This is a genomic window from Owariibacterium komagatae, assembly GCF_045865535.1.
Lineage (GTDB): Bacteria > Bacillota > Clostridia > Oscillospirales > Ruminococcaceae > Ruthenibacterium > Ruthenibacterium komagatae.
In genome coordinates this window covers 2,743,366-2,764,749 of sequence record NZ_AP031406.1, presented here as the reverse complement: position 1 = coordinate 2,764,749, position 21,384 = coordinate 2,743,366, and the positions used below count along the sequence as shown (strand labels likewise).

Sequence of the window (21,384 nt, the reverse complement as noted above, 5' to 3'; positions counted from 1 at the left end):
CAGATTGAGAGTCTACATTGGGCCTTTGCTATTCAGCAAAATTTATTGCTGAAAATGGCAAGCAGCAAAGTTGGCCAAAATCTCCGCTTCAAATTGTAGTATTAGTAGAGGGAGAAAACGAGGGTAGCTTTGTTTGTGGGAATGGTACTTTTTGTAGTCAACGAAGCTGACCGAGTCAAAAATCAAGGAAAGAATACAACATCAGTATGACGCATTGGCAAAGAAAACGTTGGTAGGCGAAGCGAAAAGCTACCGCCGTACTCTTGCGAAACGCGCCTCCCGTCAAAAAGCAAACGGGAGTAGCACCTCCAATCTTTATACCGTGATATAAATGAGAGAGTGGTTTGTACCACAATGCAGTACAAACCACTCGCTGTATCAATAATAATTTCAAAATCTTCCGCCAAGGGAGATTTGCGCCCGTGCGGTGGACCAAGGGGCGGTTCATTGTGAACCACCCAGAAGGACTCACTCTAACAGAGATTTAGATCAGAGAAAAGACATCCATGTGAAAGAAAATGGCGGTAGAATTACGGTTCATCGACATCCAGGCAGTATCCGACTTCCCGCACAGAGCGAATGTAGAACGGGGCATCTGGATTAGCCCGATATAGCTTCTCGCGCAGGTTGCAGATATGAAAACCTATCGTATTGTTTTCGTTTCCTGTGGTGAAATCGCCCCAGACCTGTTCGTAAATCTGTGCGTAGGTCAGCACACGGCCTTTGTTGGCGGCCAGCAGCAGGAGAATCCGATATTCTTTTGTGGTAAGCTGAATCTCCTGTCGATCCCGAAAGATCTTTCGTCTGCTTGGAAAAATCTCAAGACCGGGGAGCGACACCATCGGTTCCTCGTCAATCTCGAATTTTTCTATCTCAGGGTGGTTTTTGAGGATAGACAGGATCTGCTCCAAAACTTCCGTATCTCTTTTGCACAGCTCCAAAATCATGACTCGTCCGATGATATCACCGCTTTCTCACTCTGTTTATGAGTTGCTTTCAGTCGCTCAAAGGTTTCCTTGCTGACCACATGCTCAATCCGGCAGGCATCCCGCTCGGCAGTGACTGGATCGACACCAGCTGTTACAAGCATCTCTGTAAAAAAGCGATGCTTTTCGTAGGTATCCTCGGCAACCTCACGGCCGAGATCCGTCAGGTGCAGGAAGTGAGCTCCATCCATGAGCAGGAAGCCGCCCTTTTTCAGGGTAGCCACAGCATGGCACACACTTGGCTTCGACACCTCCAAGTGCCGGGCAACATCCGCAGACCTCACCATACCCTTTTTCTTTTTGAGGACAAGGATGGCCTCCAGATAGTCTTCCCCGGACGCATGAAGTTTCATGGTACGGTGCCACTTCAAAGTATCAAGCAATGCTCCAGCCCTCTGCCTGCTCGCGGATCGTAATGAACCGGCGATAAAGCCCATTCTGCTGGACAAGTTGCTGATGCGTTCCTTTCTGAACGACTTGCCCCTGATCCACCACCAAAATCTGGTCAGCGTGTTCAATCGTTGCCAGACGGTGAGCAATGACAATGACCGTTTTCCCAATGGTCAACTCGCTGATGGCCTGCTGGATCAGATGCTCGTTTTCGGGGTCAATGCTTGCGGTTGCCTCGTCAAGAATGACAATATTGGCATTCTTCAAGATTGCGCGGGCGATGGAAATACGCTGCTTTTCGCCGCCGGACAGTGTAGATCCGCCCTCGCCGATCACCGTTTCATATCCATCGGGAAGAGCCGTAATGAAGTCATGGCACCGAGCCTTTTTCGCCGCCTCTATAATTTCTTCCTTGGTTGCACTTGGATTGCCGAAACGGATGTTGTTTTCAATGGTATCGTGGAACAGATAGACCTTTTGAAAGACCATCGAAATATTGCGGAGCAAGCTGTCACAAGTCATATTCCGCACATCCTCACCGCCTACTGTGACCTCACCGCTGTCCACATCATAGAAACGGGCAATCAGGTTACAAATCGTGGTCTTGCCGCTGCCAGATGGCCCTACAATGGCCGTAGTGCTGCCCTGCGGGATGGAAAAGCTAATATTCCGCAAAACAGGAACTGTATCGTACGAGAATGTCACATCATGGAAAGCGATGTCTGTGTTCTGCAAAGAAATATCTTCTCCGTCTTTGTCTATCATCTCGGCGTGTTCAATGCCGTCCAGTTTATCCAGCGTAGCATCAATGACCTCCAATACATGGGCGGCATTGTTCATGGCTTCAACACTTCCAAAGATCATAAAGGAAAACATATCCAGCATGAGCATGGTAGGAAGTCCCATACTGCCGTTATAGGTCAGCAGAGCGGCCACAGCGACAATGGCAATGGAGGCAGCTTTCAGCGAAAACAAGTGCAGGCAGTTAAAGGGCATATATTCCACTTCAATTTTGATGTTGATTTTCTTGCTGTCGTTGTATGCTTTGCGGATACTGGCAATAGACACGCCTTCCTGCTTAAAGGCTTTCACCACCTGCATCCCCCGCAGATACTCAATGGAACTTTCCACCATATCATCCTGCGCCTTTTGATGGATAGGCGCGTTTTGGTGGCTGCGTGCCTCCAGCAGATGGAGGAATAGGGCAGACAGAAGGACACCAGCCAGAGCAATTCCTCCCGCCATAGGGCTGTAAAATACAAGGAACATTATTAGGACGATAACGGTGATGTATCCATTCACAACGGTGTTGACCATATTCATGGCGTACATCTCCATAAACGAGAGGTCGGTCGTTGCGGCTGCGGATAGTTCGCCCATATTGTTCTTGCTGAAAAAACCAAGCGACACTCGCTTCAGAATATCTCCCAGTCGTATTCTCTCGTCAGCGGTTGCTTCATAACCAACACTTTCCTGTGTGATGGCTCGGAAATAAGAGAACAGGTATCGGCCCAATACAGCTAAAATCATGGCTCCCAGCACGATCCAGATGTCCCGGCTCTCCAATGCCTTGACGCCATTGAAGTCATCCAGAACAGAACTCAATCCATTCGCAGCCAGCATAATAGGGATCGCGGTAAAAATGCTGTGAATGAAAGCGTAGACAAACCCGATGTAAATGCGCCGTTTATATTTACCAGTCCACTGGATCAGTCGATTTACAATCCGAAACATATCAGTTACCCCCTTTCCCGGAACCGGCAGACCAGTTCTGCGCTCCGATATGCGCCTCCCACATATCCCGATAGAGAGCGTCGCCATCTAAAAGCTGCTGATGAGTGCCCGTATTCTCAACCTGCCCGTTTTGCAGGACGATAATCTGATTGGCATTCTTGATGGTGGACAGACGATGTGCGATTACGAGCAATGTTTTTCCTTTTGTCAAAGCAGCAATGGACTGCTGGATTTTTTCTTCGTTCTCCTGATCGGTGAACGCAGTTGCCTCGTCCAAAATCACGATAGGGGCATTTTTCAAAATCATTCGGGCAATAGAAATACGCTGTTTTTCACCGCCTGACAGTCGGTTTCCGGCATCACCAGCCATCGTGTCGTAACCTTGCTCCAGCTTATGAATGAACTCATCACAGCAGGCGGCTTTTGCCGCCGCATATACTTCTTCGTCCGTAGCATCAGGGTTTCCAAGCCGGATGTTTTCCTTGATGGAGCAGTTGAACAGAAAGTTATCCTGTGTAACAAAACTGACAATATCGGCAAGTTGGGCCAGCGGCATACTGCGAATGTCTACACCGCCAATGGTGATTTCCCCATCGTTCACATCCCAAAAACGAGCAATCAGGCGGGCGATGGTGGACTTGCCTCCACCGGATGGACCGACAAGCGCCGTAAACTTTCCCTCCGGGATTTTTAGATCGATATGGGAAAGCACCTGTTTACCGCTCTCTTTATCATAAGAGAACGAAACATTCTGAAGTTGAATGTCTTTGGAGTGCATGTCCACTGGCTTTCCAGTATCGGGCAGTTCCTTCACATGGAGCAACTCGTCCACATCGTGGACAGCGTATTCAATTGCCTTCGTCTCATTGACATAAGTGGTGAAGTTCATGAGCGGGCCTACAATGCCCAGCGAGAGGATCAGGCACATCGCAAGATCCTGCGGCGTGAGGCTACCGTTCCAGTAGAGATACATACCAATCGGAAGCGTTCCCAAAAAAGTGGACGGTAGCACAGCAGAAACAAAGTTCATCACCTTCCAGGAACTTTGATACCATTTGAGGGTGTAGTCCTTGAAAGATTTAACCGCCTTTGTGAATTTTTCATAGGAACTGGAGGACTGATTAAACGCCTTGATAACTTCAATACCCTCCACATACTCCACAATCACGCCGTTTACATAGTTATTGGACTCCATGTAATCGGCATAAAGCTTGTTAAAATTCTTCATCATCATAGCAAAAGCAATCAGGACGAAAGGCAGCGTGACCAGCATCGCCAGTGCCATACGCCAGTCGATGCAGACCAGATAGACAAAGACTGCCACGGGGAGCAGCAGGTTGGAGATACACTCCGGGATCATGTGGGCCAGCGGCAATTCAATCGTTTCCACCCGATCCACCAGTACGCTTTTCAGCTTTCCAACAGACTCCCCGATGACTGTCCCCAGCGGCGCTTTCATCAGCCGCTGCGCAAGAGCCAAACGAATATTCTCCAAAATGGTGTAGGCGGATATGTGGGACAGGCTCGTTGAAATACCATAGAACAAGAAGCGTATCGCATAAGTGCCAAGTCCAATCCAGCACCATCTCCAAACCTCTGCCATCACAGGTGAACCGCCGATAAAGAGCGTGATAATCTGGTAAACACTCCAATAGGGTATCAGTCCGGCAATCACACTGATGATCGCACATAAAACGGACAGGACAATCTTGCCCCGGCACTGTGAAGCAAAGGAAAACACAATAGAAATCCAGCTTTTCTGCTTCATTTCCATTCCTCCTTGGCAAAAAAATAGAGAGTATCAATCACTTTGATACTCTCTAAGTATTGCAGGTATTCATTTTGTCTGCCACTCTGCCCGGCCGGTTTTTACTCCATTTAGATTTTTATTTTTCGATATTCCAGCGGTGTTTTTCCCTTTACTTTCTTGAACGCTTCGGAGAACTTGCTGGTGTTCGTATAGCCAACTTTTCCGGCGATCACCGTAATCGGTTCATCCGTCTGTGTCAAAAGAGAAGCTGCCAGGTCCATACGATAATTCCGCATATAGGTATAAATGGCGGTGCCATACACGCCCTTAAAGCACTGCTTCAGAGCAGAAGTGGAAATATCGAACTTTTCAGAAAGCTCCTCCATGGTGAAATGGTGCTCCGGCTCATTTGTCATAAACGACATGATTGCCTTGACTTTCTCTACCTGCGTTTTATAAAAATAGGGACGTTCCACACCCAAGACCGTAGGATCTACCGTCCTGAGCGTGACCAACAGTTCTAACACCTTTACTCTGAGATATTCCAGGCGGATATTTTCCGGCACCTGGTACAGTTCCGAAATTACATGGTCGGGAACGGAATTTCCGTGCATAATGAAAGGTCGAGTCTTTAAGGTGAATTGCTGTTCGATTTGCTCCAGATCAATGGAAAACATGGACAGAAAATCACTCAAACCCTCTACCGCTTCAGGGACAGAAATTGTAACCGTGATCCCGTGGTAATGGCTTACGGGAAAGCTGCAATGGTTGTTTTCCGTGGCAGAACTGTCCAGCATAATATCGCCGGACGCAAGATAAAGATAAGCGCCATTGCTGACTTCCCACTCGACACGGCCTTCTCTGCAATGGTGAATTGCAAAAGTGTGCGTATTTTGTTCAAACTTCCTTGACGGGCAGTGCTCCATGTGAAAATCATTATACATGACACCTATTCCGGGATATACTTCATAATAGGTTGCAGTTCCGTCTCCTGTTTCATTTTTCATTTGGTAGACCGAGCAGGATTCATCCCGGCAGAGCAAATTCATATTTTGCCGCGAGAAAAACAGGTCACTTTTATTCAAACTGGGATCACCTCGATTCTATAAAAAAATTTTGAATACGCTGAAGCCCTGCGGCATCCAGCGCATATTGTTCCTGCACAACACCATGCTCCAAATGCAAAACATGAGTACAACAACTGACGATCAACTCATAATCGTGAGTGATAACAAGAGAGGTCTTTCCCATCTCCTGTATCGTTATAAGTTCATCGGCCACTTCTTTCATGTGATGCAGGTCTAATCCGCTGGTCGGCTCATCAAACACCAGGATTTTGCGGTCTGAAACCAGAGCGGTGGCAATGGCGACTCGTTGCTTCTGGCCTCCGGAGAGCGCCATTGGGTGCCGATCCTTAAACTGCATCAAATCCAACCGCTCAAGAACCGCATCCGCCCGGTCAGAGCTTGGGGCCGCCATACTAATGAGCATTTCTTCCTCGGTGCTTTCCGTAAATAACTGGTGGTTGACATCCTGCATCACCATGTAGCACAGGGCCAGCCGCTGCTTTTTATTATATTGCTTTCCATTCATCTTCACAACGCCATCGCAGTGTTTTTCCAGCCCACAGAGGCATCTTGCCAGCGTGGATTTTCCGGCCCCGTTATGTCCAATCAATGCAACGATGCCGCCCTCCGGCAAGGAAAGACACCCAATATTCAGGGCGTCCCGATGCTTAGTGTATGCAAAATGAAAATTCTCACACTGAATCTGTCCTTTTTCGTCAAAAGGATGGGGCGTTGAGGGGAAAGCCGCAAGTTCAAACGGACGAAGGCCCATGTTGATCTGTTGTCCTGGGGACAAGTTCAATGCCTCCTGTGCCGTATAGTCTTTCTCAATTCTTCCATCGTTCAGATAGAGGACCCTGTCTATCAGTTCTTTGAGGTAATAGAGCCGATGCTCCGCAATCAGGATGGTCTTGCCCTGCTGTTTCCAAACGCGTATCATACGGCACAAATCCTCTGTGGCTGATTGATCCAGATTAGAGGATGGCTCGTCTAAAACGATAATAGGCGGATCGCTGACAGAAATAGAAGCGCAGGCAATTTTTTGTTTTTCTCCGCCTGACAGGCGAAAAATATTTTTCCCCAGGAGATCTTCCATGTCAAACTGTACGGCGGTGGACTTAACCCGATGGGTAATCTCGCTTTCGGGTAATCCCTGGTTCTCACACCCAAAGGCCAGTTCGCTGGTGGAGTCCACTGTGAAAAACTGCGTCCGAGGATTTTGAAAAACGCTGCCCACATACTTGGCTGTTTCATAGAGCGGAAGCCGGCTGATGTTTTTGCCATCCAATAAAACTTCTCCTGTCAGTTCCCCCTCATAGTAATTGGGGATCAGTCCATTTACCAGGCGGGTCAGAGTGGTTTTTCCGCAACCGGACCGCCCACACAGGAGAACTACCTGCCCATCAGGAATTTCAAGATTGATTTGTTCCAGTCGGCCTGCGTTTTCTCCACCTGCGTAGCAAAAATTGATGTTCTTCAACTGGATCACAATAGTCCTCCCCTTACTTCAAGAAAAATCCTGCCCATCCAAAGATTGAAACAATGGCACACAGGACATCCAGCAGCCCAAACCCAATTTCACAAATATTCGTGCGCTTCTGGGGAGCGCCCAGCCCTCTTGTCAAAGCGGCCGCCGACAATTCCTCCCCTATTTTTGCGACCGACATCATGAGGGGAACGATGCGGTACTCCAGCATCTTCATGGGACTGCAGAGCGTTGTAATCCCTCGCATTTTCATGGCGTCACGGATGGCCGCATACTCCTCCCGGACGGTAGGGAAAAAGCGGAAAACCACAGATACAGGGATTACTATTTTCTGTGGGACGTGCATCCGCTCCATGGCCGCTACAAATTCACTGACAGTTGTTGTGCTGATGAGGTAGTATCCCATCACAAAACCGGGGAGCATGTGCGTATAAATCCCGCTGGCCGCATTCAGAATAAAATTCCACATACCCGTGAGTATGGGGATAACTGTCAGCTCCAGGCCGTAGAGGACCGCGTATGTAATTGAAAATCTTGCCGCGGCTTTCCACCGCTGCGACAGTAGCAGAAGGAGGACCGGTAGGGCAACCAAGCACGGGCGGATGATGTCCATCATTCCGCCCGTGCCGCCTGCCATCGTAATCGTGCTGACTGTGACTGTCAGGAATATCTTGGTTCTCGGGTCAATCGGGATTAGGGAGTTTCGTTCAAACTTCAATTCTTCTGCGGCGCTCATTTAAGCAATCCCCGCTTTTTCAAAGTGCTTTTTTAGCACCGCTTTTCCGAGCAGCGCCCCCAGTATTCCGCCGATGAAGGTCACAACAAAAAGAACGGGGAACATCCAGTTCGGGGTGTAAGAAGCAAGTGTGGCGGTATATTCGGCTCCATAGTTGCTTTCCAGGAAAGTGAAGAACTCGACGCGGGTAAGGAACATACGGCTCACATAGCCCATAATCCAGAGAGAGAATACACCGTTGCCCAGGAGGGTGCATTTCCAGCTCTGGTATTTCCCAGCCTTCAATACCAGATCGCCAAGAATGCCAAATACCACGCCGAAAATCAGAACCAGAACGCCAGCCCCGATTAAAACATTCAGCAGGCCAAGGATGATACCGGTCAGGGACACCATACCGAACTTCTTGACCTTTGTTAAGTACAGCATGAAGGGAATACCGCACAGGATGGGGCAAACTAATCCGAGCAGCGGAATAAAAATAGGGATGTACCCCAGCATCATGCCCGCAAAGAAAACGACAAAATAGATGGCGGTAAAAATACCGACATTGATCAGGTCTTTTGCTTGTAGTTTGTTGTTTCTTACTTCCATTCTCTACATACCTCCATTTGAGTTAGATTTGGCTAACCACTTGCGCTAAAAAAAGCGAAACGGAATTTCGCAGGAGGTATTTTATCATATTCCAATTGGGGCATACCACTCCATACGGTTGTAGATTGCTCCATTTAGATTTTTATTTGTATGCTGTTGCTATTATAAAGATATTCTTATCAGTTTTACCATACCAAACCGGTCCGAAACCGCCATGCTGATCTTGGTGGACAGCTTCAATCCGGTTCGAGGGATGTGGCGGTAATAGGGCTCCTCGGCCAGCACCCTGACCCCGCCGCCGATTTTCCCGGCCAGCTCCGATGCGGAATCCACATAGAAGAACATCTGCGCATCCCCGTGGCCCACCTGCTTCATGTACTTTTTCCGCATCATGGCCATACCGCTTTTACTCACGGAGTCAAAGACGATTTCAATCTCTCCAAACCCCGTGAGCATCCGCAGGAGGCCCACAACCTTGCTTTCCTCAAAATAGTGGAACAGGCCTCCGGCGGTGACCAGAATAGGAGCATCCGGCACATCGGCACGGATCTGCCTGATCCAGTCCTCAGCAAAGGCATCTCCGGCAAGATAGGTCTCCCGCTCCGGCTCCGGCAACAGCTCCCGCCGGTACTCCACCACATGGGGCAAATCCACGGCATACCAGCGCGACCTTCCGTTGTCGCAGCGGGAATATGTCGTCTCCAGACCGCAGCCGAGCTGAACGACCACGCCGTTCGACCTGTGCTCCAGAAAGGTCCGGATGATCCGATCCATATTGGCAGACCGAGCGGCGGAAGCCAGCAGGGTATACTGACTCTGGCCGTTCTGCTCCGGCAAGCCGGATGGCAACCTCTTTTTCAGTTCCAGCGCCTTTGGATCGTACAGGATCTGCGGGCAATACTCGCTGGCATAGATCCTACCCAGCATGGGGACAAACAGCGTGTCCTCTACAACGCCCAACTTGGACATGGTCAACCCTCCTATTTGGACGAATTACTTTCTGCCCACAAGTAACCGAGATGAGCCCAGCATCATCACAGCTGCCCGCCGGCGGGAGCCAAAGACTTCTTCGGCTGTATCCACCAGCCGTACCTCCTGATAGCCCATGTCCCGCAGCTCCTGGGCAAATTCCTCCACATCCCCATACATCCGGGGCTTCATCTCATCGTTCAGCGCAAACACGCCGCCCTTTTTCAGAACCCGCAGCGTTTCCATCAGAAGCGCCCGCTTGTCCGCTCTGTTGATGTTGTGATACACATAGTTGCTTACCACGGCGTCAAAGCTCTCATCCGGAAAATTCAGATGGTTGGCGTCCCCATGCTGAAACTGGCACCGGGCCGCTACGCCTTCACCGGCGGCATTTCTCTCGCACATGATCTGTCCGTAGCCATAGGCTGCACCCCAATAGTCGATGCCTGTGACTTGGGCATCCGGCCAGATGAGCGCCGCCCGGATGGACAGTGCGCCGGAGCCGCAGCCCACGTCCAGAAGCTGTCCCTGTCCGTCAAAATCCAGATAGGAAAGGACGGTGTGGTGGACGCGCTCCATCATTCCTCCACCGCCGAACGCGTACTGCCGCCGGATCCAGCCGCACCAGCAGAGCAACAACAGCAGTGAAATCGCGGCGATTAACGCCAATCCGCTCAGCACCGTGACATGAAACACTGTGGATGCCAGGGAAGCCACCGCTCCCGTCACCACGAGAAGCCCTCCGATTGTATATAATACCGGGTTTGACATCCAGTTCCCGTAATCTTCACCATGGGTGCCAAGGTGGATCATGTTTTGCTGCTTTTGCTTTTCTTTCATTGGGAACATCTCCTGTTCATCCTATTTTTTGCAACAGCAGGCCCAGCCCCGCCTGAGCCGCCGCCAGGATTGGGCAAAGGATGAGCGGCCACTGGAGCAGGTGCTCCGGCAGAGCGTAGCTCTTCATCCATGCCTTGAACCCATAGCCGGGATGCCCCTCCGTACCGGGGATGACAAACCAGGCTTTCGCTTTTCCCTGGATCAGCCAGAAATCCAGAAAGAACAGGTCACAGAAATTGACCATCATCCACTGGATATAGGCCGTCAGAGCCAGAGCCCAGAATCCGGTTGTCCCGCCCTCCACAGTGCTGACCGCACCATAAAGAAGGAGAGGCAGCAGCTCTCCAAAGCAGATCCATAGCCAGTAAAAACGGTTTTCCGCCCCGGTGGGCGGATCTTTCGCCGCCTTGATGATGGCAGGCGGATAACAGGGGAACATCAGCCGGGGTCGATAGAGTGCTACAAACCCAGCGAACAGGTTAAAGTAGACCGCCATAGCAAGCCCGTCTAAGATGGTGCGCGTCCAGTTCATACACATCCCCCATCACTATCATTTATTCGTATTCCAGGCGGGGAAAATTTCGGTTAGGTATCATCGTACTCAAGCCCCCAGTGCCACATCCAGTGTCATCATGAGGGTAAAGCCGACCGCGAACAGAATAGTTCCCACATTAGAGTGCTTTCCCACAGACATCTCCGGGATCAATTCCTCCACCACCACATAGACCATCGCTCCGGCGGCAAAACTCAGGGCGTAGGGCAGCACCGGGACTAAAATTCCAGCCAGCAGGATGGTCAGGATGGCGCCTACTGGCTCCACTGCGCCAGACAGCGTCCCATACAGGAAGGAGCGGTATTTGGAGAACCCCTCCGCTTTCAGGGGCATGGAAATGATCGCGCCCTCCGGGAAGTTCTGAATGGCAATCCCCAGAGAAAGAGCCAGCGCCCCCGCCAGCGTGATACCGCTGTCTCCGTAGAGCCACCCGGCATAGACCGCCCCGACCGCCATTCCTTCCGGAATATTGTGCAGCGCCACAGCCAAGGTCAGCATGGTCGTCTTTCCAAGACTGCTTTTGATGCCCTCGGCCTCCGCGTTGCCGCGGTGCAGATGCGGAATCAGCCGATCCAGGCCCAGCAGGAACAGGATGCCGAGCCAGAACCCCGCAACGGCGGGGACAAAGGACCACCGCCCCATGTCCGCTGCCTGCTCCATTGCGGGCAGCAGCAGGCTCCAGATGGAAGCCGCCACCATGACTCCTGCCGCAAAGCCGGTGAGCGCACGCTGTACCATCTCACCCAAATTGTTCCGCATAAAAAAGGCGCAGGCCGCCCCCAGCGTCGTCCCGGCAAAAGGGATCAGCAGCCCTTGCCATAGTTCAATCGGCATATTCTCCTCCAATCTAACCGTGACTGTATTCCGCAAAGTCGATCCGGACGATTTGCAGGTGCATCGGTCCGTCGGCCAGCTTCGCCAGCAGCTGACGGACGCAACCAAGAACCGTATAAGAATCTCCGGCACGGAGTTTTTCTCAATCTTGTATTTCTCCATAGATCCTCAGCAAAAGGCGTAGCGTCCTATGATTGATTATAGTTAGCTATCGCTAACCCGTCAAGTCATTTCCCATCTGGTCGATAAATTTCCCTCACAGCTGCAATGAAACATCCCACATAGGAATCAGGTGGACGCTCTTTTGAGATCCCGAAAATATGCAAGATTCAGAATCTCTTTGTCCTTTCTCTGGGCGTAGCGCAGTGTTTGATATGCTCCGCCGCTGGAACGATCCACATAAAATACCACAAGGTCGCTTCGATCCACCATCTGCCTGTTGCGGATCTGAATTGCACCCTTCGGATGGCTACCAGCGGCGGCGCTGCACAGTTCGATTTCATCATAATATGCTTCAAAGCTCTCCAGATTGTCCCGCAGTTCTGCCGTCGGATAGGGAAGCACCCAAATCAGGGCGCTGTTATCGTCCCGCACACAGCGCTGTTGGCGCTTGACGGCAGAGGAAACAATCTGATCAAAGTCTCCATTACGGCCAACCAGAAACTCCACATATTCCTTTTCCAAAAGCAATGTGTGGATCAACGACTCCACACGCTCTTCCGCTTCCCGAAATTCCGGAACGATCCGATGTCCAAAGAAACTGACGGTAAATAAATCCATGTCGTTCTCGTTGGCATTTTCTGACCAACAGCTCCCTTAAGTAAATGTTTCACCCCTTATTATATATAAACATTTACTCGAAGTAAATAATCCTCTAATTAGTTTCAATTATATTTTACCTGTTCTGTTGGTAGCATAATGTCGGGAGGTGAAGTGATGCAGACAGAGTTTCCGGAACGATATATCACTCTGGGCTTAAAAATCGCCTATTACAGAAAAAAGGCGGGATTGACACAGGAGGTTCTTGCTGAAAGAATCGGGAAAAGCGTCAATTTCGTCGGTCAGGTGGAAGGGACGGGTACAATTCGAGGTGTATCCTTGGAAACCTTGTTTAAGATCGCCCAAGTACTGAAAATCCCGCCCTCCAAGCTGTTGGAGGACGACTGAGCAACAACGGAAAAAGAACAGGAGAGCCGCCACCGAAACACATCCGGTGGCGGTGCCTTATTGCTGCGAAAGAAAAGATTCAAAAGATTCATGAAGCGCAAAATAGCCTCGTGCTGTGCATGTTTGCAGCCTATCGGCAAAAAGTCATGGTCATAACATCTTGCAATTTCCCATGATAAAGAGTATGATTTGGTTAGCGTTAGCTAACCTATGTCGAGGTGACTCTTCTGCCATGGATGACAACAAGCAGTTTTGGGAGCGGTTTTCACGGCATTACTCCGGTTTCATGCGCCGCTCTCAGGCAACCTATCAGCAGATCTGCAAAGCAATGCGTCCTTTTCTGAAACGGGACATGGACGTGCTGGAGTTGGCCTGCGGAACAGGCCAGCTGTCCGTGCCGCTGTCTCCATGTGTCCGGAGCTGGGAGGCAACCGACTTTTCAGCTGAAATGATCCATCAGGCCAAAAAGCAGGTTTATTCGTCCCGGCTCCATTTCTCCGTCCAGGACGCCACCAAGCTGCCCTACGGGCCGGAGAGCTTCGATGCGGTCGTGATCTCCAACGCCCTCCATGTCATGCCTCACCCGGAAAAAGCTCTGGCGGAAGCCTGGCGGGTTCTGAAACCGGGGGGATGGCTGTTCGCCCCAACCTTTGTCTGGGGCAAAAGTCGAAGCGCCAGACTCCGGCTCTGGTTCATGGGGCTGTCCGGCTTTCGGGTGTACCATGTCTGGACTGCCGGGGAGCTGATGGCATACCTGTCCGAGTGCGGCTATTCCATCGTTCGCCATCAGCTTCTCGGAAGTTCGTTGGTGCCGCTGTGCTGTCTGATAGCCAGGAAGATCCCGGATGAACGGACTGCGGCACGGCAGACCACCGTCCGGTCCGCGCAGCTCGATGATCCAAAAGTCAAGAAGGAGTGAGAGAACATGTGGAAGTACACAGTGGAAGTCAACGGAATGATGTGCGGGATGTGCGAGGCTCATGTCAATGACGCCGTACGCAAAGCCTGCCCGGTCAAAAAGGTAAACTCCTCCCGCAGCAAAAACCAGACTGTAATCCTCTCTGAAACAGAGCTGGACACGGAGGCTCTTATGAATGCTATTCGCAGCACAGGGTATGAGGTCGGCACGATCCAGAAGGAGCCGTACAAAAAAAGAGGACTATTCGGTTGAGTTCATTGGCGGCAGCGGTCAGAAAAGAGGCGTGAATATGAACACGGCAATGCAGTCGTTTGGATATGGATTAGCGGCTCTGCTGTTTTGCATCGCTATTCTTGGCGTGTGCCATAATATCAAAAAAGCCGCCCGAAAGGTTTTGAAAAGCCAGCAGACACATAAGGATGAGCTGCCGTAAGCGTTTGGAGCTATGGAGCAGGTACGCTTGGCGGTGAACTTACACAGCAGGTCGCTCCTGATTTAAAAGCGCAGATCACATAAAATGCGGTGGAGGCCATATCCAGGCTCCACCGCATTTGATATTCCGTGCCAAATGGCAGGTATTCACTTATCGCGTTGCCGCTCGATAGCAAAGTCCGCCAAATATGCATAGGCTCATTGCCCGTGCGCATCTTCCCGCATTTTCGTTACCTGTTCCAAATGCGCCTGTACCGCCGCGAAGGATTTTTCGCTGATCACATGCTCGATCCGGCAGGCATCTTCGGTCGCAGTCTCTTCGTCCACGCCTAATTCCATCAGCATCTGGCTCAACACCGTGTGGCGGGTGTACATCGTCTTAGCAATGGCAAGCCCGGTCTCCGTCAGGGTGATCGCACCGTCAGCATCCACATTCACATATCCGTCCTTTTTCAGAATGGACATGGCTCTGCTGACGCTGGGCTTGGTAAAGCCCAACTGCGCTCCCACATCGATAGCTCGAACGAAGGCGCTGTTCTGTGAAAGAATATAGATGGTTTCCAGATACATCTGGCCAGACTCGTGAATCGCCATAGGAACCTCCAAAAAACGGGCGTTTTGCTTATTATAACACAGGCGTCCGACAAGCGCCATTTTTTCTGTCAGCAAAATCCATACATCCTCTTGACAAGCGAAAGGGTCCTATATATAATTGCATTAGTTAGCTACCGCTAACCAAAAGGCGGCAGCTATATTTTCGACGCACTGGTTAGCTATCGCTAACCTCCTTAAATTGTCAGTATTCCATATTTCACCGCACTGTCCGCATCTGGACATGATTTTGTGAGGAAAACGCCTATGTCAGAGGATCTGCTGATTCGTCACTGCTCTCCCACCCTGGCCGGGATCAAGACGGGAAACCTCTTTTCCTGCGCCTGCCCCAGCCGGAAGGATCTGACGCGAGACTTGTGCCGGCTGAACAAGAAACTGGTTCCCAGAGGAATCCGTATTCTGCCGCTCCGGGTTTGCAAAGGCCGCGCTTTGATTTACGCCTACCGGCCCAATGCGCTGGAGAGCGATCTGACCGATCACCGCGCCAGAGCCTTGCTTCTCAAATACGGCTATGTGCCGGAAAACCCCAATGGCTGTGTGGTTCACCTGATCCACCGGCTTCGGAGCGAGGGGGAATTTCCCCATGAGATCGGACTGTTTTTGAGCTATCCGCCGGAGGATGTGCTGGGCTTTATCTGCAATCGGGCGTGCAATCACAAGTGCGTGGGCTGCTGGAAGGTCTACGGCGACGAACAGGCCGCCAGGAGCATCTTTGAAAAATACGAGATGTGCAGCAAAATCTACTCCCGGCAGTGGCAGCAAGGGAAATCCATCGAGCAGCTCACCGTGGCTGGTTGATGTTTCTACCATAACAAATCCAGAAAGAAAGGTCGTTGAGTCTTATGAGTAAAGTTGCAGTTGTGTATTGGAGCGGCACGGGAAACACCGAGGCCATGGCAATGGCGGTGGCCGAAGGCGCCAAGGGCAAAGGCGCTGAGGTGTCTGTGATTACCGCCGCAGAGTTCTCGCCGGAGCAGGTCGGCGAGTATTCCGCCATCGCCTTTGGCTGCCCCTCCATGGGGTCGGAGCAGCTGGAGGAGAGCGAGTTCGAGCCCATGTTCACCGCCTGTGAGGGCAGGCTGAGCGGGAAGAACATCGCTCTGTTTGGCTCCTACGGCTGGGGCGACGGCGAATGGATGCGCAGCTGGGAGTCCCGCTGCAACGACGACGGCGCCAATCTGGCCTGCGAAAGCGTGATCTGCAACGAGGCTCCGGACGATGACGCTCTGGCGGCCTGCCGCGAGCTGGGCGCGTCACTGGCCTGACAAAAGCACCGCAGAAGGCAGGAGGCGTTTGTCTCCTGCCTTCTCTCTGGTTCCCCGGTCAGCATAGGTAAAACCAATTCCGAACCCAGAGAAACAGGTCGTGAGAAATCATGCTGAAAGAATATTTATTGAGCCAGGACTCCGGCACAGGCCGCTGGAGCCACGGTATGCCGGGGGTGGAGATCTGCCGCTTTTCCTTGCCAGAGCCGGAGCAGGAACCCTTGCGGCCCATTGCGGTGTGCGGCACACCGCTCCAGTTTGAGGTGCTTTTCTGTCTGACCGGCCGCCTTACTGTCCGAGCGTTACAGGGTACTTCCTGCATGGTGGAGGCGCCGGGGATCTTCCTCCTCTCCGACAGCTCCGCTCTCCGCTCGTGTCAGTACAGCGGAAACCTGGGCGGCGTTTTGATCGCCGTAGACGCCAAAGCAGCAAAAGAAAGCCTTGTGACGGTCTGCGCCACCCTGGGGATGAGGTTGAACACCAGCATCGTCAAGGAGAAAATGACGGCAAGTATAAAGAATGGCTGTGGTGGTCTTAGTTCCGCCACAGCCATTCTTTTAAAGCTGCTATTACGCCCATAAATAATAATCCATTAATAGGCAGAGTATTAAGAACACAAAGGGTTAGGGAGAAAAGTACATTCCTCTTTCGAGCCTCATTTTTCTATCTTTTCTGGTGGTATAAATTCTAATAGATCGCCGATCTCACAATTCAACACCGTACAAAGCCTTGCGAGGACATCTATATCTAAACGAGTAATTTGGTTTTTACAATAATTATTGATCTGCGTCCGCTGCATCTCAGCCCGATGGCTCAGCATGTTCTTGCTAAGACCGGATGCCTTCAACAGCTCGTCCAGCTTAATCCGAATAGTTCCATATTCCACTTGCCAACCCTCCGACCACAAGAAATATGTTGACAAGTTTAGTGTACCCTTGGTAGAATAGAAAAATAAGATGTAGAAAATCTTGTCAGACTAATTGCACATATAGAATGCACAGTTTTGACTGGTTCTTTTTAGCCAATATGAATATATAATAATACAAAAAGCGGATAATCTTCAAATTTCAGCAAAACTGCCTAAGACCTAAGCGATTTCTAAGAAACCCCTAAAAATTCCCTATTATAATACCCCCATCGAAACGGTGAGGGGAAACGCACTTTTTGTCTGTTATCCCCGCAAGGGGAGAATATGGCAGGAAAGCGTATAGGGAGCAATGAACACCCGCCGGGGGTCAGGGAAAAAAGAGTAACATTACATACCGCAATCCTCCAAGGGGTTGCGGTTCTTTTTTATTCGACACCATTTGTCCTTACTCACTATATACCGCTAAAGCTCGGCAGATATTTCTCTTCGTATGCACTCACCGCACGGTGGGTGCATTTTTTGTTTGTCGAAAAATGGCGGCCTCTGCTCAGCGTCCGGTATGTCCGGTCGCTCCATTGCCGCGACCCACCGCTCCGAAATTTGGTTCGCATCCAAATTTCAGAAGACGGAGTAAATCACCATGTACTTTAATAGAGAGGACTATGGTTCAAGGATCAGGAGCTTGCGAAAAAAGCGTGGGCTCACACAGGAGCAGTTGGCAGAGAAGATGAATGTCAGCACTCCATACATCGCAAAAATCGAAACTGGAAAGCAAACTGGCCCAGTCGAGCTGGCCGTAGAATTTGCAGCATTCTTTGAGGTTTCTCTGGATTATCTCTTGGTGGGAAAAGGAGATTTTGCGGAGGAACAGAAGCGCGGACTGCGGATGGCCATCTCTCTACTGTCCGAATTGGAGGCATCTCTCTAAAAACTTTCCATTTTGGGTTGGTAAACTTTCCATTCTGTTTCTGTTGGAAGTATACGCACGGAGTTACAATCTTCGTGAGATCAAAACATCTCAGAGCGAACCTTGAAAAACACCGCCCCAGGCGGTCATATCCGGCAACTTGAATACCTTAGCTGATCGGGAGAGCGTCAGGCCGAGTGCGCGAAGACCACCTGTGCGGAGCAGATCCGCATCAAAGGACGGCCAAATAAGGTGCAGAGCGATACCCACTCAGGCCAAGGCAGCCTTGGCAAGCTGTCCCCGCCATGACCCCGTCAGCCTACAATGATACTTCTGCTTACGCAGCTCGGAGAGATCCTCGGAGGGGGGAGAGTCCCATGATGTGCGCCAGCGCAGTTCAAGTTGCCGCCCTGCCTGGGGAAGTAGTGTCGAATACAGGCGACTAAGCAGCATCAAGAAACAAAGGGCCGCTCCAGACTCGGAGCCTGCAACCGCTCACCTGACCTTTGGGAGCGGCCCTCTGTTTTTCTTTTGATAGCAGAAATATGGGATCTGATCACAGTACATCCTCTTCTTCTCAACCTCCGTTTCTCTGAGTTCTTCATCATTCCCCCTCTACACTCCTCTTCCTTTTCTCCTCAAACTCCCTGATCGGGTCCCATATTTCTGTTATCAAAAACAAATCCACGAAAGCGAGGAAACGAGATGACAAATATCGATTTGTGCGGCATTGCCCAACTGCTCCGCACGCTGATAGAGCAGAAGAAAACCACAGAAAGAGAGGCCCGCAAAATTTTGGCCAGAATTGCCGCACAGACCGGTGCGGACATTATCCTTTCTTTCTGAAATCGCACTCTTTTCAATAGCTATTTCAAAGGTGTTGTGGTATTGTTTGTGTTGCAAAAAAGGAGGTGAACTGACATGGCGGAAAAGCTGATGACCGACGGCAGCATGGCGCTTCGGGAAAAGCAATACCGGGTCATCACCATCGAGGCAACCGAAAAGCCCCAAAACGCCAAATTGCGGGTTGCGGCATACGCCCGTGTCAGCTCCGCCTCTGATGACCAACTTAACTCCTTCGCCGCCCAGAACCGTCACTACAGCGACCTGATCTCCAGCAAGGAAAACTGGAGAATGGTAGACATATACGCAGATGAGGGTATCACTGGGACATCGGCTGAAAAGCGTGAGGACTTCCAGCGGCTCCTGGCAGATTGCCGCAGAGGGCTGATCGACAGGGTGCTGGTAAAATCCATCTCCCGCTTTGCCCGCAATACCAAGGAATGCCTGGAAACCATCAGAGAGCTGAAATCACTCGGTGTCGGCGTCTACTTCGAGAAAGAGAACATTGACACTGCGACGATGTCCGGCGAAATGATGACTGCGCTCTTCGCATCCTTCGCCCAGGCCGAGAGCGAATCCATCTCTGGCAATATGAGGTGGGGCATTCAAAAACGAATGCAGGCCGGAACATATATACCCGCAAACTTGCCATACGGATATACTCTACAGGATCATTCCATACGCATTGTGGAGGAACAAGCTGTTATCGTACAACGGATATTCAAAGAGTATCTTTCCGGCAAAAGTACAGAGCGGATAGCGTCTGACCTGCGAGAAGAAGGCATCCCGTGTAAATCTGGTGAAGTCGCTTGGGATTCAACTGCTATTCGATATATTATCTCGAATGAAAAGTACATTGGCGACTCTGTGTGGCAAAAATACTTCTCAACAGATACGCTTCCATATAAATGCCGGCTGAACCGAGGACAGAAAGTTTCTTACTACGCATACGGGACACACGAAGGAATCGTACCAAAAGAAGATTTTGAGAAAGCAAATGCTTTGATGAAATCTCGTGCTCAGAAGATTACATTAACGAAAAACAGTCCGTATGCGTTTCGGAAAAAGATAGTATGCGGCGACTGCCAGTCACTATTTCGTCGCAAGGTTGTGCGCGGCATCACATACTGGGTATGCATAGGACACGATAAAAAGAGACATGGCCTCAAATGCGGCATTACACCAATTGCAGAAGATGAAATAACAAATGCTTTCATCCGCCTATACTATAAGCTCAAGCACCATGGCGAACCAATCCTCATGGGAATGATCACCTCGCTCCAAGCCATCCGCAACCGCCGGATGCTCTGGAGCCTGGATGTCATTGAACTCAACAAGCAAATATCCGATCTTACCAGTCAGAATCAAATGTTGGCCACGCTGAAACAACAGGGCCTCATTGATCCTGACATTTTTATATCCCAGAGCAATGAGTTGACCGAGCAGCTCCGCGCTGTAAAGCTGAAAAAGGAGCGTCTTCTGGCCGTCGATGGCGACAACACCATCGCCCAAACAAGAGAGCTGATGGAAATCTTGGATGATGGCCCGGACTTCCTTGACAGCTTTGACGCAGAGCTGTTCGGTGAGCTCGTTGAAACGATCATCGTAGAAAGCAATGAGCGAATCCGCTTCCGCCTGAAAAACGGGCTGGAGCTGGCCGAAACCATAGAAAGGACGGTGCGCTGATGGGCAATCGGAAGCAGCCGTTTGGCTACAGAGTGGTTATGGGCGAAATTGCCCTCCATCCGCAGGAATCAAAGCTGGTAGAGTACATCTTCCAACAATACCTTGTGGGTGCTACCTACAACACCTTGGTAGAGGAGCTTCGAGAACAGTCAATTCCCTATGACGAGGGAAAGCTATGGAACAAAAACATGATTGCTCGAATTCTGGAAGACAGCCGCTATACGGGAGAGCGCGGCTATCCGCCGGTCATTGATCGAGAAGCCCTGGAGAAAGCACTGGAAAAGCGAAGCGCAAAACAGACGGCAGCTCCCAAAACGGACACGCAGAAGCTCCTCCGCCACTTCAGCGGGCGGCCATCGACAGCGCGCATGGAGCGGCAGGTGCTGAATCTGCTCAACAGCCTGATCGTATCGCCGGAACAGCTCCGGCTTCCGGCAACAGCGCCGCCTGATCAATCCACTGAACTGAACCTGCAGCGTGAACTGGACAGGGTGATGGAATGTCAGCCAATCGACGAGGATGCCGCAAAGGCGTTGATCCTGTCCATCGCTGCGGCTCAGTACAGCGCCGTCGACTCCCGCGAATACGAAACGGTTCGTCTGCGCAGAGTGTTTTCCGGGCGTCAGCCCATGACTGCGTTGGATGCAGAACTGCTTCAAAGTTCCGTATCCGCCATCCATTGTCATAACGATGGAAGTCTGAATATCAAGCTGAAAAACGGTCAAGTAATTGGGAAGGAGTGAAACAGC

26 protein-coding genes and 1 pseudogene are annotated in these 21,384 nt (G+C 50.8%); 12 read left to right on the top strand and 15 right to left on the bottom strand.

Annotated features, from left to right (window positions below):
• Positions 1-166: 166 nt before the first annotated feature.
• Positions 167-286, top strand: a pseudogene (locus ACKTS9_RS13775) (sigma-70 family RNA polymerase sigma factor); the annotation flags it as partial.
• 244 nt (positions 287-530) lie between these two features.
• Here ACKTS9_RS13775 and ACKTS9_RS13770 read toward each other — a convergent pair.
• From ACKTS9_RS13770 to ACKTS9_RS13710, 13 genes are all read right to left on the bottom strand, one after another.
• Positions 531-947, bottom strand: coding sequence for a winged helix-turn-helix domain-containing protein (locus ACKTS9_RS13770; RefSeq protein ID WP_407881476.1), 417 nt, complete (start codon positions 945-947; stop codon positions 531-533).
• A complete protein-coding gene (locus ACKTS9_RS13765) occupies positions 944-1,339 on the bottom strand; it encodes a metal-dependent transcriptional regulator (RefSeq protein ID WP_407880790.1) in 396 nt (131 codons plus the stop codon). The genes ACKTS9_RS13770 and ACKTS9_RS13765 overlap by 4 nt, the downstream gene beginning before the upstream one ends.
• A 22-nt stretch (positions 1,340-1,361) precedes the next feature.
• Positions 1,362-3,110: an ABC transporter ATP-binding protein gene (locus ACKTS9_RS13760; protein ID WP_407880792.1), complete on the bottom strand. Its 1,749-nt coding sequence runs from the start codon at positions 3,108-3,110 to the stop codon at positions 1,362-1,364.
• A 1-nt stretch (position 3,111) separates the two neighbouring features.
• On the bottom strand, positions 3,112-4,878 hold the full coding sequence (locus tag ACKTS9_RS13755; RefSeq protein ID WP_407880795.1) for an ABC transporter ATP-binding protein: 1,767 nt from the start codon (positions 4,876-4,878) through the stop codon (positions 3,112-3,114).
• A gap of 110 nt (positions 4,879-4,988) precedes the next feature.
• Entirely contained in the window at positions 4,989-5,804 is an 816-nt protein-coding gene (locus ACKTS9_RS13750) for a helix-turn-helix domain-containing protein (RefSeq protein ID WP_407880797.1), read from the bottom strand.
• A 148-nt stretch (positions 5,805-5,952) separates the two neighbouring features.
• On the bottom strand, positions 5,953-7,416 hold the full coding sequence (locus tag ACKTS9_RS13745) for an ABC transporter ATP-binding protein (protein WP_407881474.1): 1,464 nt from the start codon (positions 7,414-7,416) through the stop codon (positions 5,953-5,955).
• Positions 7,417-7,429: 13 nt separating this feature from the next.
• Positions 7,430-8,149 carry an energy-coupling factor transporter transmembrane component T gene (locus ACKTS9_RS13740; protein ID WP_407880801.1) on the bottom strand — a complete coding sequence of 240 codons (720 nt, stop codon included), beginning with the start codon at positions 8,147-8,149 and terminating at the stop codon, positions 7,430-7,432.
• Positions 8,150-8,740: an MptD family putative ECF transporter S component gene (locus tag ACKTS9_RS13735; protein WP_407880804.1), complete on the bottom strand. Its 591-nt coding sequence runs from the start codon at positions 8,738-8,740 to the stop codon at positions 8,150-8,152.
• Positions 8,741-8,902: 162 nt separating this feature from the next.
• The gene (locus ACKTS9_RS13730; protein ID WP_407881472.1) at positions 8,903-9,709 is read right to left on the bottom strand and encodes a class I SAM-dependent methyltransferase; all 807 of its coding nucleotides are present in this window, start codon (positions 9,707-9,709) and stop codon (positions 8,903-8,905) included.
• 24 nt (positions 9,710-9,733) lie between these two features.
• The gene (locus tag ACKTS9_RS13725; RefSeq protein WP_407881469.1) at positions 9,734-10,549 is read right to left on the bottom strand and encodes a class I SAM-dependent methyltransferase; all 816 of its coding nucleotides are present in this window, start codon (positions 10,547-10,549) and stop codon (positions 9,734-9,736) included.
• A 16-nt stretch (positions 10,550-10,565) separates the two neighbouring features.
• On the bottom strand, positions 10,566-11,081 hold the full coding sequence (locus tag ACKTS9_RS13720; protein ID WP_407881467.1) for a hypothetical protein: 516 nt from the start codon (positions 11,079-11,081) through the stop codon (positions 10,566-10,568).
• 69 nt (positions 11,082-11,150) lie between these two features.
• A complete protein-coding gene (locus ACKTS9_RS13715) occupies positions 11,151-11,936 on the bottom strand; it encodes a ZIP family metal transporter (protein WP_407881465.1) in 786 nt (261 codons plus the stop codon).
• 288 nt (positions 11,937-12,224) lie between these two features.
• Positions 12,225-12,716, bottom strand: coding sequence for a hypothetical protein (locus ACKTS9_RS13710; RefSeq protein ID WP_407881463.1), 492 nt, complete (start codon positions 12,714-12,716; stop codon positions 12,225-12,227).
• Positions 12,717-12,872: 156 nt separating this feature from the next.
• Between ACKTS9_RS13710 and ACKTS9_RS13705 the strand changes: the two genes are divergently transcribed.
• From ACKTS9_RS13705 to ACKTS9_RS13690, 4 genes are all read left to right on the top strand, one after another.
• Positions 12,873-13,103, top strand: a complete 231-nt coding sequence (locus ACKTS9_RS13705; protein WP_006573024.1) for a helix-turn-helix domain-containing protein — start codon at positions 12,873-12,875, stop codon at positions 13,101-13,103.
• 232 nt (positions 13,104-13,335) lie between these two features.
• The gene (locus tag ACKTS9_RS13700) at positions 13,336-14,022 is read left to right on the top strand and encodes a class I SAM-dependent methyltransferase (RefSeq protein WP_407881460.1); all 687 of its coding nucleotides are present in this window, start codon (positions 13,336-13,338) and stop codon (positions 14,020-14,022) included.
• A 6-nt stretch (positions 14,023-14,028) separates the two neighbouring features.
• On the top strand, positions 14,029-14,274 hold the full coding sequence (locus ACKTS9_RS13695; RefSeq protein ID WP_007713022.1) for a heavy-metal-associated domain-containing protein: 246 nt from the start codon (positions 14,029-14,031) through the stop codon (positions 14,272-14,274).
• 37 nt (positions 14,275-14,311) lie between these two features.
• Positions 14,312-14,455 carry a hypothetical protein gene (locus tag ACKTS9_RS13690; protein WP_242956833.1) on the top strand — a complete coding sequence of 48 codons (144 nt, stop codon included), beginning with the start codon at positions 14,312-14,314 and terminating at the stop codon, positions 14,453-14,455.
• Between the two features lie 197 nt (positions 14,456-14,652).
• Here the strand turns inward: ACKTS9_RS13690 and ACKTS9_RS13685 are convergent, their stop codons facing one another.
• On the bottom strand, positions 14,653-15,048 hold the full coding sequence (locus ACKTS9_RS13685) for a metal-dependent transcriptional regulator (RefSeq protein ID WP_407882110.1): 396 nt from the start codon (positions 15,046-15,048) through the stop codon (positions 14,653-14,655).
• A 264-nt stretch (positions 15,049-15,312) separates the two neighbouring features.
• Between ACKTS9_RS13685 and ACKTS9_RS13680 the strand changes: the two genes are divergently transcribed.
• The 3 genes from ACKTS9_RS13680 (at position 15,313) to ACKTS9_RS13670 (ending at position 16,912) form a co-directional block, all read left to right on the top strand.
• Complete coding sequence (locus ACKTS9_RS13680; protein WP_407880819.1) at positions 15,313-15,864, top strand: DUF3793 family protein; 552 nt, start codon at positions 15,313-15,315, stop codon at positions 15,862-15,864.
• A 44-nt stretch (positions 15,865-15,908) separates the two neighbouring features.
• The gene (locus ACKTS9_RS13675; protein WP_006575242.1) at positions 15,909-16,331 is read left to right on the top strand and encodes a flavodoxin; all 423 of its coding nucleotides are present in this window, start codon (positions 15,909-15,911) and stop codon (positions 16,329-16,331) included.
• Between the two features lie 110 nt (positions 16,332-16,441).
• Complete coding sequence (locus tag ACKTS9_RS13670) at positions 16,442-16,912, top strand: hypothetical protein (protein WP_407881457.1); 471 nt, start codon at positions 16,442-16,444, stop codon at positions 16,910-16,912.
• Positions 16,913-16,986: 74 nt separating this feature from the next.
• Here ACKTS9_RS13670 and ACKTS9_RS13665 read toward each other — a convergent pair whose 3' ends face one another.
• Entirely contained in the window at positions 16,987-17,217 is a 231-nt protein-coding gene (locus ACKTS9_RS13665) for a helix-turn-helix domain-containing protein (protein ID WP_040648020.1), read from the bottom strand.
• A gap of 622 nt (positions 17,218-17,839) precedes the next feature.
• Here ACKTS9_RS13665 and ACKTS9_RS13660 point away from each other — a divergent pair.
• The 4 genes from ACKTS9_RS13660 (at position 17,840) to ACKTS9_RS13645 (ending at position 21,378) form a co-directional block, all read left to right on the top strand.
• Positions 17,840-18,127 carry a helix-turn-helix domain-containing protein gene (locus ACKTS9_RS13660; protein WP_087180264.1) on the top strand — a complete coding sequence of 96 codons (288 nt, stop codon included), beginning with the start codon at positions 17,840-17,842 and terminating at the stop codon, positions 18,125-18,127.
• Positions 18,128-18,811: 684 nt separating this feature from the next.
• Positions 18,812-18,952, top strand: a complete 141-nt coding sequence (locus ACKTS9_RS13655; protein ID WP_156417376.1) for a hypothetical protein — start codon at positions 18,812-18,814, stop codon at positions 18,950-18,952.
• A gap of 75 nt (positions 18,953-19,027) precedes the next feature.
• A complete protein-coding gene (locus ACKTS9_RS13650; RefSeq protein ID WP_407881453.1) occupies positions 19,028-20,635 on the top strand; it encodes a recombinase family protein in 1,608 nt (535 codons plus the stop codon).
• A complete protein-coding gene (locus tag ACKTS9_RS13645; RefSeq protein ID WP_407881450.1) occupies positions 20,635-21,378 on the top strand; it encodes a recombinase family protein in 744 nt (247 codons plus the stop codon). Before ACKTS9_RS13650 ends, ACKTS9_RS13645 begins: the two co-directional genes overlap by 1 nt.
• Positions 21,379-21,384: the final 6 nt, after the last annotated feature.

Bases quoted from the DNA above. Each gene is read 5' to 3' on its own strand.
- ACKTS9_RS13670 (WP_407881457.1), top strand. From the start codon at position 16,442: ATGCTGAAAGAATATTTATTGAGCCAGGACTCCGGCACAGGCCGCTGG.
- ACKTS9_RS13650 (WP_407881453.1), top strand. From the start codon at position 19,028: ATGGCGGAAAAGCTGATGACCGACGGCAGCATGGCGCTTCGGGAAAAG.
- ACKTS9_RS13675 (WP_006575242.1), top strand. From the start codon at position 15,909: ATGAGTAAAGTTGCAGTTGTGTATTGGAGCGGCACGGGAAACACCGAG.
- ACKTS9_RS13700 (WP_407881460.1), top strand. From the start codon at position 13,336: ATGGATGACAACAAGCAGTTTTGGGAGCGGTTTTCACGGCATTACTCC.
- ACKTS9_RS13735 (WP_407880804.1), bottom strand. From the start codon at position 8,740: ATGGAAGTAAGAAACAACAAACTACAAGCAAAAGACCTGATCAATGTC.
- ACKTS9_RS13660 (WP_087180264.1), top strand. From the start codon at position 17,840: ATGTACTTTAATAGAGAGGACTATGGTTCAAGGATCAGGAGCTTGCGA.
- ACKTS9_RS13685 (WP_407882110.1), bottom strand. From the start codon at position 15,048: ATGGCGATTCACGAGTCTGGCCAGATGTATCTGGAAACCATCTATATT.
- ACKTS9_RS13750 (WP_407880797.1), bottom strand. From the start codon at position 5,804: ATGTATAATGATTTTCACATGGAGCACTGCCCGTCAAGGAAGTTTGAA.
- ACKTS9_RS13710 (WP_407881463.1), bottom strand. From the start codon at position 12,716: ATGGATTTATTTACCGTCAGTTTCTTTGGACATCGGATCGTTCCGGAA.
- ACKTS9_RS13740 (WP_407880801.1), bottom strand. From the start codon at position 8,149: ATGAGCGCCGCAGAAGAATTGAAGTTTGAACGAAACTCCCTAATCCCG.
- ACKTS9_RS13725 (WP_407881469.1), bottom strand. From the start codon at position 10,549: ATGAAAGAAAAGCAAAAGCAGCAAAACATGATCCACCTTGGCACCCAT.
- ACKTS9_RS13730 (WP_407881472.1), bottom strand. From the start codon at position 9,709: ATGTCCAAGTTGGGCGTTGTAGAGGACACGCTGTTTGTCCCCATGCTG.
- ACKTS9_RS13760 (WP_407880792.1), bottom strand. From the start codon at position 3,110: ATGTTTCGGATTGTAAATCGACTGATCCAGTGGACTGGTAAATATAAA.
- ACKTS9_RS13695 (WP_007713022.1), top strand. From the start codon at position 14,029: ATGTGGAAGTACACAGTGGAAGTCAACGGAATGATGTGCGGGATGTGC.
- ACKTS9_RS13755 (WP_407880795.1), bottom strand. From the start codon at position 4,878: ATGAAGCAGAAAAGCTGGATTTCTATTGTGTTTTCCTTTGCTTCACAG.
- ACKTS9_RS13720 (WP_407881467.1), bottom strand. From the start codon at position 11,081: ATGAACTGGACGCGCACCATCTTAGACGGGCTTGCTATGGCGGTCTAC.
- ACKTS9_RS13770 (WP_407881476.1), bottom strand. From the start codon at position 947: ATGATTTTGGAGCTGTGCAAAAGAGATACGGAAGTTTTGGAGCAGATC.
- ACKTS9_RS13645 (WP_407881450.1), top strand. From the start codon at position 20,635: ATGGGCAATCGGAAGCAGCCGTTTGGCTACAGAGTGGTTATGGGCGAA.
- ACKTS9_RS13655 (WP_156417376.1), top strand. From the start codon at position 18,812: ATGACAAATATCGATTTGTGCGGCATTGCCCAACTGCTCCGCACGCTG.
- ACKTS9_RS13715 (WP_407881465.1), bottom strand. From the start codon at position 11,936: ATGCCGATTGAACTATGGCAAGGGCTGCTGATCCCTTTTGCCGGGACG.
- ACKTS9_RS13765 (WP_407880790.1), bottom strand. From the start codon at position 1,339: ATGAAACTTCATGCGTCCGGGGAAGACTATCTGGAGGCCATCCTTGTC.
- ACKTS9_RS13690 (WP_242956833.1), top strand. From the start codon at position 14,312: ATGAACACGGCAATGCAGTCGTTTGGATATGGATTAGCGGCTCTGCTG.
- ACKTS9_RS13705 (WP_006573024.1), top strand. From the start codon at position 12,873: ATGCAGACAGAGTTTCCGGAACGATATATCACTCTGGGCTTAAAAATC.
- ACKTS9_RS13680 (WP_407880819.1), top strand. From the start codon at position 15,313: ATGTCAGAGGATCTGCTGATTCGTCACTGCTCTCCCACCCTGGCCGGG.